The 11,688-nt window shown below is 32.6% G+C and carries 6 protein-coding genes; all 6 read right to left on the bottom strand.

Annotated elements, in window-relative coordinates; all coding sequences use genetic code 11:
• Window positions 1-200: 200 nt before the first annotated feature.
• Window positions 201-1,493: a T9SS type A sorting domain-containing protein gene (locus WBQ70_RS13320; protein WP_423915055.1), complete on the bottom strand. Its 1,293-nt coding sequence runs from the start codon at window positions 1,491-1,493 to the stop codon at window positions 201-203.
• Window positions 1,494-1,698: 205 nt separating this feature from the next.
• Complete coding sequence (locus WBQ70_RS13315; RefSeq protein WP_423915053.1) at window positions 1,699-2,361, bottom strand: T9SS type A sorting domain-containing protein; 663 nt, start codon at window positions 2,359-2,361, stop codon at window positions 1,699-1,701.
• Between the two features lie 22 nt (window positions 2,362-2,383).
• Window positions 2,384-5,296, bottom strand: coding sequence for a hypothetical protein (locus WBQ70_RS13310; RefSeq protein ID WP_423915051.1), 2,913 nt, complete (start codon window positions 5,294-5,296; stop codon window positions 2,384-2,386).
• 238 nt (window positions 5,297-5,534) lie between these two features.
• Window positions 5,535-6,011: a hypothetical protein gene (locus WBQ70_RS13305; RefSeq protein WP_423915049.1), complete on the bottom strand. Its 477-nt coding sequence runs from the start codon at window positions 6,009-6,011 to the stop codon at window positions 5,535-5,537.
• Window positions 6,012-6,027: 16 nt separating this feature from the next.
• Window positions 6,028-7,800: a RagB/SusD family nutrient uptake outer membrane protein gene (locus WBQ70_RS13300; protein ID WP_423915047.1), complete on the bottom strand. Its 1,773-nt coding sequence runs from the start codon at window positions 7,798-7,800 to the stop codon at window positions 6,028-6,030.
• A gap of 12 nt (window positions 7,801-7,812) precedes the next feature.
• Window positions 7,813-10,905, bottom strand: a complete 3,093-nt coding sequence (locus WBQ70_RS13295) for a SusC/RagA family TonB-linked outer membrane protein (RefSeq protein WP_423915046.1) — start codon at window positions 10,903-10,905, stop codon at window positions 7,813-7,815.
• Window positions 10,906-11,688: the final 783 nt, after the last annotated feature.

The raw sequence follows: 11,688 nt of genomic DNA, 5'->3' as shown, positions 1-11,688 counted from the left end.
CTATTTTCTACTTTTGGTATACTAAAAAAAATAGATTTTAAAACTATTTACACTTATATTAATCAATTATTATCTTTAAAATAAGAATGGTTATAAATCCAAAAAAGTTTTCAATAACTAATAAAACCAAATAGATTTCAACCATTAAAAAACCGCTTAGAAAAAATTCTAAGCGGTTTCGTACTAAATAATAACCTATTTTATTTTTTTACAATTTTATCTTGGTAAAATTGACCATTCTTGGAGACTTTAACTAAATATAAGCCTGAAGCTAAATCAGAAACTGGAACTAAATTCGTTTCTTTTGCTGTTTTTACAATTGCTCCTAATGTATTGTAAATTTCAATAATACTTCCTTCTGGCGCAGTAACATTCAATACATCTGTAGCTGGATTTGGATAAATTGAAACACCTTCAAGTGTATTTTCTTTTACACCCAAACTTGTAGTTTTAACAATAAAACCATTAGCTCTTTGAGAAAAATATCCTGCAGTTTGAGCCACACCATTCAATGTAATAGCATTCAACTGATCAGTTGTCAAAGAAGTTCCTCCAATAGTAAGAACATCATCTTTAAAACCAACAATATCAAGAGTACCTGTACCCCAGTCAGGACTAGTGGAACTAAAAGTTAAATTAGAAACAGACCCATTAATAACAAATTTCAATACTGGACTAGCAGAACCTGACATTAATAATAATCCCATATTAGTTTGATTCGCATTAAAATTAACTATTGAAGTACCCGCTGTAGCACCAGCAGATCTATTTATTTTACCTTGCATCGTATTGGCACCATTCAATGTTAAGGTACCTCCAGTTGAATTAAAAAGCATAGTAGCATCAGTTGGAAGAAAAACCTGTGGAGATATAATATTAGAAACTATTTCTTGTGTAAAGGTCAGAATACTCCCTGCAAAAGTAGCATTATTAGCAGTAGAACCAAAAACAACATTACCTGTTCCAGGATTAGTAGTAGTGGAACTTACCGTTAAAGTTCCTGTACCCATTAAAACACCATTAAACTCCGTAGGGTTAACACTATAGTTTCTAAGTTTTGCCGTTTGCAATAAATTCAATGTACTTGTGGAACTGAAAACTAATTTATTATTTGCTGTAAATTTTGTATCAATATTTTGAGCACTAGTCGTATTGATAGTCACCTTATTGTTAAAAATCAATGCTCCATCAGTTAAATTTGCCTGAATCATTTGACCAGTGGTCGATCCATTTATAGTTAATTCTCCTGTTCCTGATATTATTCTATCTCCAGTAGGAGCTTGAGCAATAATTTTCACAACAGTAGCAGCAGCAGAAACTGTTGGATTTGCACTTAATGTTGCAATACCTGTTGGGACACCCGCAGGCGCCCAGTTAGCTGCTGTTCCCCATAGTCCATCACCAGAACCATTGTTGAAAGTACCATCTTGAGCATTTACAGCCGAAATAAACATTATTGATAATGCTGTGATTTTAAGTAAATGTTTTTTCATAATTTTTAGTTTTTTGAATTATTAATAAACCAAATGTAATTTCAGAATGAAACCTTAGTGTCTTTGAGGATACATAAAATGTATTTGCCAGTAATAAACACACAACACACTGATTACCTTTGATATATCTATAAAAAAAATAATAAAAAACAAAAAAACGCCTAGAAAACTCTAGACGTTTTTTTTTTAAATAGCAATTAAAACCTTATTTAACTATCATTTTTTTTATTTTTTGTTTTCCATTCCAGTTTATTTTTACATAATAAATACCTGAAGGTAAATCAGTAACTGAAATTAAATTATGAGTTACACTAGGCGAATTATTTTTAAGTAAAACACCTAAACTGTTGTACACTTTTATTTGACTTCCTTCGGGGCATTCAATATTTACTATATTAGAAGTGGGATTAGGATAAATAACAATTTTATCCATATTAAAATCTTCGGTACTTAAAGGAGAAAGGTATTCGATATAGAGATTGTCGAGGTTAAAAATCCCTGTTCCAGTTCCTGAGTACTCATCTTCCAAAAGTTGTATTTTGAAAATTTGATTAGAAACCGCCTCAGAAATAGAGAACTCCTGATTCAAAGTCATCCATTGCCCTTTATTTAAATTTTTAAAATCCCAATTTAATTCCTTGGTATATGATCCAATAGTGGTTTTAAATCCTAATAAAGAAGCCCCTGAATCGATCCAAACCTTGACATACATTTTATAATTGCCTGGATTAAGACTGATTTTAGCTTGATTAAGGGTTTCTCCACAACTGATAACAGCAGGAGCGTAGGTTGTCGTTTGTGCTACAACACTAGCAACAACAATTTGAAACAAAAAAACCAATCCAAAAATAACAGTATGCTTTTTCATTGAAATAAATTTATTTTTCATCTTACAATGGATTAGTTAGTTCTACATCAATAAAACGGAACATACCACAAGGAACATCTATTGTTACTGTAGCTCCTGATGGATAAAATTGTTTTCCATCTAATAGATCAACAATTTTCAAAGGAGTTACGGTATTGAATTTTATGGTAGCTGTTCGTGTATTGGGATTAATATATCCATTATCAATTAATGTAAGCCGTAAATGAGTAGGAGAGGTTTGCGCAACTACCCAGGCTACATCACCTGTTACCGTCATTGGGATTTTGGTAGCACTTGCTTCTATTTCTGTTTTAATGGTTTGATAATAGGTATTGGCATTGTATTTAGTTACCCCATCAGCTGAGTAATAAAAGCGACCGTCCGTATAGTACTCTTTTAAAATATTCTTATACAAAGGATGCAATTTATTTTTCATCAATCCTCTTGGGGCTGTCAAATCAGCTTTGGCTCCTGCCTGAGGGGGTGTAATCAAGACCATACCGTTAGGATAATTAGGCAAAAAATTTAATCGTCGTTCTTTCATTCCAGCAGCATATTTTGAAAAATCCCATTGAGTCAACGGTGCTCCAGGCCAAGAACCATTCATGCGACTAAAAACAAAAGGATTGGCATTTTCAAATGTTTGATCAAAGTTTGTCAACCATTTGGCTTCTGAACCATCTTCTAAATAATGCGTATTAGGAACAAACATACTTAAATGCACTGGTGAGAAACTCACAATCTCGGAACGTTTAGGAACAAACAATGCCCCTTTGGCTAGCAATTTAGCAAATAAATCAGGTTTGGTAAAATTGTCATAATATTGTGCTCCACTTGCCGCAGCATAAACCAATTGACGTAAAAAATGATTATCTAACGTTTGATCAGAAAATTGTCTCATACGGTCAAAACTCGTATTGTCAGGAACAGCTCTTGCACCCCAACTATCCACTGCTCCGCTTGCCCAAATTCCCATTCGAGAAGCCAAACTTAATTCCATCGTTTTATCTGTCGTTTCTTCCATTGCTGGCACAAAAACGTGTGCAAATTCGCCCGAAAGCAATCGAGACCACATAGACAAATACACGCTTCCTTGCCAAAATATATTTTTGGAACGAATAAATAATTTTAAATTTTTATTTTGTCCATAAGTTGCTAAAGGATAAAAAAGATCATTCATCACAAATTCAAAATCAGCACTATTATCTTCTAATTCAGGATAAATCAATAGCGTTTTCCTTCCTGTTGTTTTATTGACCTCATCAATCACTTTCTTAGAAGTGGCAAGGCTAAACATATACGGATCATTCCCATGACCACCCCAATAAGAAACGCCATTTGTACCTATTTTAGAATATATAAAACTTAACGCTTGGGCTTCGGTCCAATCATAGGTTCTTCTGCTATCTCTAGTGCCTCGGTATTTTAAGTTGCCTAAATTAGCTCTATCCCAAGTAGCACCATCTTGTGCGTGTGACGTTGAAAATTGATCAATAAAGGTAGGTGTATTGTATAAAGAGGTATTAATCCCAGTAGAATTGCTGTACATTAAAGTAATTTCGACTGGATTGCGTTCCCAACTGGGTTTTATAAATGTATTTAACTTTGACTCCACAGTTGCGGTATTGTCTATGATTGTTTGGATTTTACCTGGAGATGTAATACTCGTATATTTCATTTTCCAATTGGGATTTGAAGTATCAATTATATGGATATCACTACCTCCATTTTGATTTCCTGCCAAAATAATATTCCCTGTAACCGAATCTTTCCACATATCGTTAAACGAATAAGGGCATTCTAAAATTTCAGCTTTGGTTAAATCTCGATTGGGTGGCAATAAAACAATATGATTTCCAAATAAAATGAAATACTGGTAACTAGCACCGTTGGGAATTATTTCGAGTTGTGATACACGATAACCAAAACCTCCCACTTTATTAGAAATACTGGATATATCTATTGTTTCTTGTGCTACACTAGGACTTAAAGGGTCAAATTCTACCGCAGTAGCATCATTGATATGGCTGCTGTTTCCCATTAAAATTTTAGGACTTCCATTTACGGTACACACCCTCATTTCTCCCACTGGTTTTCCTGAATTTATTTTTACTGAAGGCGTGATTGGTGTTGTTCCTAAAACATCAAATAAGTAGATATTGCCAGTTACTTGCATGCTGTTATTAGTTCCTATAACGGCTACCATATCCGTACCATCAGCTTTTTTTACTTTCCGAATAAAATTAGCAATATGTACTTTGGTTGGAGCCGTAGCCCCTCCAAAAACAGTATTTACTGAATAAGTCGATGAAGCTAATGTTTGTTTGATTGTCCCATCAGCATTTAGATAATAAATATTTTTATCATAGCCTCCGCAAACTACATAGGGAACTCCCGCTTTTTGTACTACACAAACCGCATACATAGGAGCATCATTAACTTTAAATTGCCATTTGAGTGTTCCATCATAATTCAGACAATACAAAGTTCCATTGGCATTAGCTGCGAAAATTTCATCAATTCCGTCGCCTGTAATATCTTCACACCAAAGGTCATGATTCATAAAACCAGACAATTTGTTTTCCCAGATTTTCTTTCCATCAAAACGTAAACCTAAGATTGTTCCCTCATAACTTGAAGCAATAATAAAAGATTTGCCGCTTTTCACAGCAGTTCTTACTTTTGAAATGGTATAAATTACATCTTTACTTTCAAGTGTAGCAGTAGCTGTTTTGAATTTCAAACTATACGTACCACTGGCTACTTTAGTATTATCAAAAGACCAATTTTCTGGCTGGCTTGTATTCCATCCTACCCCCGCTTCTTCAAAACCATAATAATTATTTGATAAGAGATTAGGGTTTGTTTGTGCATCAGCCATAGCACTACAAACCAAAAAGGTAAGAATATAAAAAAGTAATTTTCTAAATTTCATAAAATGTTTTTTCAATTCATTGTTAAGTAATAAACACTATTTAATGCGTGTTTTGAATTTATACAAAAATAGTTCAAGATATTCATTTTTAGTTATTTATCATGATATTTTTGCTTGTGAATTTGCTGCTTTAAATTTTGACTTACTTGATACAGTATGCCTATAAAAAAAACCTATAACAACAAATTCAAAGAATCAGAATGTTATAGGTTATTTTTTAAATAAATAATTAATCCGCTTAAGGGACAACTACATCAGTAACAGTAATAGTAAATACTTTTTCGGCCACCCATACATCCCCTACTTTAACGGCCTCTATAGGAACTACACCTGGAAAAACTACTTTTTCTTTGTACGTATTAGTCAAAGTCACTTTATAAACTCCTATTTTAGGAAAAAGCACATGCACTGTTACATCGCTTGATAATACTCCTTTATTGGGAATAATATAAGGGGTTAGGTCTCCTCCTTTGACAAAATTAGAAGACAAATAAAAATTTCCTTCTTCAATTTTCCATTCGTGCGTAATCGTTCCTTGGGACAAATCCATAAAGGAAATATTAGTGCCTGATTTTATGTTAAAAGGTTGTAGTGAATTTGGAACACTAGTATACCACGTAAAATCTGAAAATTCTGTTCTTACTGTTTCTTCCTTAGTACAACTAGTGCTCAGCACTAGAAATACAAAAGATAAAATCATCGTTATATTTTTCATATCAATTTTTTTAAAATTATTTTTGCAATGCGGTATTGGTTGTTAACTCAGTATAAGGAATTGGCAGATAACTTTGAGTTGCAATATTAAAGTTACTCAACGAAATATCATACTCAAAATCTACTGTAAATGAAGGCTTAATCCCTTTTACAGTCACTACAGACATGAACTTTTTGGTAACATTTTTCAGTGTGGTAGAATTGACAAAAGTATAATCCTCAACATAATAAGTGGCATCTGCTAATTTTTGAAAATTAGAAACTAATAATCCCCATCTGCGTAAATCATTAAAACGGATAGCATGACCTTCAACTGACATTTCTAATGGTTTTTCGATTTCCATTAGACGTTTCATCAAAGTACCTGTTGCGCCAGGAGTATACGTTATTCCATCGAATGTTTTAGTAGCATCATAACTCGGCCCTATTAACTTAAGTGCCCATCTCGCTCTAATTTTATTAATTAATTTGATAGCTCCATCATTGTCTCCTGATTTTATCAAACATTCCGCTTGCATTAAATACACATCGGCTAAACGATTAACGATAACATTTTTACCTGAATAATTTCTGTTTATAGGCAAATCATTTTCGGAAGTCGCTAAAATATCATGATTGCTATATTTTTTATAAAATGAAAAACCCCATTGTGTTCCATTAGTTTTAATATTATCACTTACTGTTCCTGAAGCATAATAAGGTGTTTGTTCGTCTTCGACTAAAGTAATCATTGCCGAAGCTCTTAGCGGAACATTTCTTAATGTTTTTACTCCAGCTTTTAAGTAATAATTCCTATCATCTTTTATATCTTTTTCTTCTGTTTTATAAGCGTAGGCTATCCAAGCGGGTACAAAAAAGCTCCTGTCTCCAGTATTAGTTGTATAGGACGCTAATGGACTCACCATACTTTGTGTGTCAAAATTATTGATATCTAATCGATATTTATTATTGTATTCTATTTCAAAAATAGATTCTTTATTAAATTCTCCTTTTGTAGTAAATAGCAAGCTCATATCAGTAACCAGCTCATATCCATAAGATGAATTGGTGATAATATCATTAAAATATCCTTTTGCCAAGTCAATTTCATTTTCATACAAATGACTTGTTCCTAATATTGTTGCTGCTGCTCCCTTAGTAGCTCTTCCAATTGCTGCTGGTTTAAAATCTAAATTGTCAAATGCATATTTTAAATCATCTCTAAAAAAAGTGATTACTTGTTGAGAAGTCGATAAAGGAGTATTCAAATCATCTTGTATTTTTGGTACAAAATCACGAATGATAATTTCTCCATTATTATAAGAAGAATGAAGATAAAAATGAAATAACCCTCTTAAAAAACGAGCTTCAGCCATTTGTTGAACCCATTGTTTTTCGTTGGAAGTAGTGACTACTCCAGTTGTTTTCAAATTATTTAAAGCTTCAATAACTTGATTGGCTCTATAAATTCCTTTATAACAAGCATTCCAATGATCTATCACTCCAGCGGTACTATTATTATAAGTTTGGCTGTACCAAGTAACAGATTCTCCTTTACTTGTAGGTGTAGGGCGTCCATACCCTGGCCATCCCATATCAGATCGTAGTGCATCAGTGGCAATAGCCAAGGCATTTTCATCTAATAATGCAGAATAGGCTGCGGTAAGTCCTTTATTTGTATCCGTTAAATCTTTCCAATAATTTTCGCTTGCAATCAAGTTCGGGTTTGATTCTGCTAAGTAATCTTCATTGCAAGATCCTAAAATTCCAACAGCAAGAATGATAAGGTATTTATAATTAAATCGTTTCATAATAGTCTTTCTTTAAAAATTAAAATTTAATCCTACTAAATAAAATTTAGCCAATGGGTAGCTTCCTTTGTCCAACCCTCTAGACTGAACTCCTCCTCCAATTTCAGGATCAAAACCAGTATATTTTGTAAATGTGAATGGGTTTTGTGCCGTAACATACACTCTAAATTTAGTTGCTCCAATTGTTTTTATTAAATTCTTTGGCAAACTATATCCAAAAGTGATGTTTTTTATACGCATATAAGAACCATCTTCCAACCACAAATCAGTGTAGCCTTTAAGGTTATTACTTGCTGATTTGATGCCCCCTCTATAGGCTGGTATATTTGAATTTGGATTTACTGGAGACCATGCATATAATAAATCTTCATGTCTTTCATAACCATAGGCGGTTGCTTTAGCTCCATTCATGATTTCTTGTCCTAAAGCAGCATACATATTGACTGAAAAATCAAAACCTCTATAATCCAAGTTCAAATTATACCCTATTTCATATTCTGGTAATCCACTACCTGAATATTGTCTATCCGCATCTGATATTATTCCATCCTTATTATAATCATCATACATTAAGTCCCCAATAGCAATTTTAGAATTAGGAACAGCTGCATTGTAAGCTAGTACTTTGTCGGTTGTGTTAGCAACGCCATTAGTCTTATATATATAAAAGGCTCCCGCTTCATGTCCTTGTGCCAAAACGGTAACTTGGGATTGGGTTTTTGCACCACTTACTAGACCAGAATCATTTGTATATACAAAACTACCATCACTATTCATTTTAGTAATTTCATTTTTATTGGTTGTAAAAGTAGAATTCATTCTATAATTCATTTTACCAATTTTTCCTTTATATCCTAGTGATAGTTCAAATCCTTCATTAGTCATATCACCAATATTGTAGATAACTGTAGAATTTTCCACACCACTTGCTGAACCAGGAACCGTTACAGGAAACAACATTCCGTCTTTCTTCGTATTATAATATTCAGCTGACAATGTTACTTTATTTTTAAACAAACCTAAATCTAGCCCTATATTATTTTGTTTAGAGGTTTCCCATTTAATCAAAGGATTAGCAAAGTCATTTTGTGCTAAACCATAGTTTAATGCATTATTAAATACATAGTCATACCCAGGTGTTATATTCGCTGAATATTGATAGGAAGGAATACTTTCATTCCCTACTGTACCAGTACTTAAACGTATTTTGAAATTATTAACCGTGTTTTTCATTGTAGACCAAAAAGCTTCATCAGAAACGTTCCAAGCTAATGCCACCGAAGGAAACGTTCCATATCTATTCTGTGCTCCAAAACGACTTGAACCATCACGACGTAAACTTGAACTTAACAAATATTTCCCTTTATAATCATATTGAAAACGAGTAATTAATCCCGTTAATTTACGAACTTCATCTGGGCCTGAATGCACTTCGGGTCTATTGGTTGCACCTTCTAATATTTGAACTGAATTATCTAAAACTCCATATTTTTGAGCAGTGAATGATTCAGTATTATATTGCTCACGAGTATAGGCCACCATCAGACCAAAATTATGATCTTTTAAACTTTTCTTATAGTTGATAGTCGTTGTCCAAGCTAATGATGATTTAATTTGGGAATCGTTTTGAACAAAACTATTATCCTGTCTTCCTGAATCAGCGCCGTCTGAAAAAACAATAGGCTGATAACGTACAAATCTTTTTCTATAACTACTAGATTGATTGAAACCCATTTGAGTAGCTACATCTAACCCATTAAAAATTTCGTAACCTATATTGAAATTCGCTAATGATTTAGCATTTTTTGTTATATCCGTATTATTAAAAGCACCCAAAACAAATGATAATCTATTTAAAGAATCCGCATCATTTTCACTTTGAATAGGACCGTCTAAATTATTAAAATCGATACTTGGTTGCGTTGGTAAATACTTTAACAATTGATTTACTACCCCCGAGGCACCTCTACTAACTTCTTCTTGATAAACGCCAATACTCGCATTGATTTTCCAAGCGTTTTTAGTATAAGTTGCATTTCCACGGGTATTAAAACGTTGAAAACTAGTTCCTCTAACTACTCCTGTTTTATCATATAAGTTGGTCGAGATACTATATGATAAATCTTTAGTCCCTCCAGAAAGATTCAAATTATAGTTTTGTGTTTTAGCATTATCTATAAACAATATATCCGTTAAATTTGTATCATTTTGAAAACCCGAAGGAGTTTGATCTAGATTTAAAATTGATTTATCATCAGGTACATTAAATAAATTTCTGTTGTAAACCATATTAAAATAGGTTTGTTCCGATGAATTCATTAAAGGAATACCTCCTTTTACACGTTCAAAACCAATACTTCCATCAATACGCACTTGCAAGGCTCCTGCTTTTCCTTGTTTTGTAGTAATCAAAATTACCCCAGCCGCTCCACGAGTACCATAAATAGCCGCCGAAGCCGCATCTTTAAGCACATCAATAGACTGAATATCGTTAGGACTGATTCCTGGATCTCCTTCTTGAGGAACACCATCAACAACATATAATGGTGTATTTGAACCTGATATAGAAGTAACCCCTCTGATCAAAATTTCAGAAGAACCACCTGGCTCCGCTGACCCAATAACATTTACCCCTGAAATTTGACCTTGAATTGCATTTCCTAAATCAGGAGTAACAAAGTTTTCAATATCCGAGGCTTTTAAACTACTTACAGCACCAGTTACTTCCTTTTTTTTAACGGTTCCGTACCCTATTACAACCACCTCATCTAAGTCTTGTGCTTTTGATTTCAGTGTTGCATTAATAAACTTACCATCTACCTTAACATTCTTAGTCATCATTCCGATATAACTAATAGAGATAATATCTCCCATTTTAGCTTTAATAGAATAGGCTCCATCAAAATTTGTTGTTGTTCCTTTAGCTGATCCTTTCACCATCACCGTTGCACCAGGGATAGGAAAACCATCATCACTACTTTTTATGGTTCCTTGAACGGTCATTTCCTGAGCTTGAGCAGTGAAAGTACAGAAAAGAGCAATCATCATTATCCTCAAAAAATGGGATACTTTATCTTTAGACTTCATTGTTTTTTTTAGTTTCATTTGATTAGTTTTAAATAATTCTAATACCTATTTATCAGTTACTCTAATAAAATTATCGTATTCTTTTATTCGTAATTTGATTTGGTATTAAATTGTCATTTTTAATACCTTAAAAAAGAATCTTTTTTTTGAATTCATTATTCTTTTTTAAAAAACCGCTGCATTTTGTTAACCTGAATTTGCGAATCCTCTTTTTAGTTGTTTTGTTTTCATAATTTATTTTAGTTATAGTTCAAAATTTATTTTTATATCAATTAGGGTCTTTAATAAAAAATACTCATTATGAATATCTAATCATTTATGGATAACTTTTTTATAGTCTCTAAAAAAACCAAACTATTTTTATCGTTTTCACATAAAACCCAAGTCTGTAAAGGTTAATATATTCTTAACACATTATGTTTCTATGCGTAAATATGATGTCTCTATGAGTAAATTACAACTTATTGGCTTAAATAATTAAAAACAAACCACTAAATACCAATACATTAAACTAAAAAAACATTTAAACCCCAAACAATTAATAGCTTTCATAATTTTTGTTAAAAAAGGACTTTAACTAAATTTTATTTTAAAAAGACAAAGGTCTATACCCTGCCTGCCGATCAATAAAGAATTTTTTCAATACAGTTCTAAGCAAGAAATGCTATACCTCTAACCTAATATCTATATGGGTTTTTCTTTTGAACCTCTCTGAAATTAAATACCTTTATCAAAAAACCACCATGCACTATATTCTTATTTATCTACTGTGTTGTATAAGTTTTGTATCAAATGCGCAAA

Origin of the sequence: Flavobacterium sp., from assembly GCF_049590715.1 — a bacterium.
In the GTDB taxonomy this organism is placed as follows: Bacteria; Bacteroidota; Bacteroidia; order Flavobacteriales; family Flavobacteriaceae; genus Flavobacterium.
The sequence above is the reverse complement of the archived record's forward strand: the minus strand, read 5'-3'. Positions and strand labels throughout refer to the sequence as shown.

Coding starts and splice junctions, on each gene's coding strand:
- WBQ70_RS13320 (WP_423915055.1), bottom strand. CDS start 1,493: ATGAAAAAACATTTACTTAAAATCACAGCATTATCAATAATGTTTATT.
- WBQ70_RS13315 (WP_423915053.1), bottom strand. CDS start 2,361: ATGAAAAAGCATACTGTTATTTTTGGATTGGTTTTTTTGTTTCAAATT.
- WBQ70_RS13310 (WP_423915051.1), bottom strand. CDS start 5,296: ATGAAATTTAGAAAATTACTTTTTTATATTCTTACCTTTTTGGTTTGT.
- WBQ70_RS13305 (WP_423915049.1), bottom strand. CDS start 6,011: ATGAAAAATATAACGATGATTTTATCTTTTGTATTTCTAGTGCTGAGC.
- WBQ70_RS13300 (WP_423915047.1), bottom strand. CDS start 7,800: ATGAAACGATTTAATTATAAATACCTTATCATTCTTGCTGTTGGAATT.
- WBQ70_RS13295 (WP_423915046.1), bottom strand. CDS start 10,905: ATGAAACTAAAAAAAACAATGAAGTCTAAAGATAAAGTATCCCATTTT.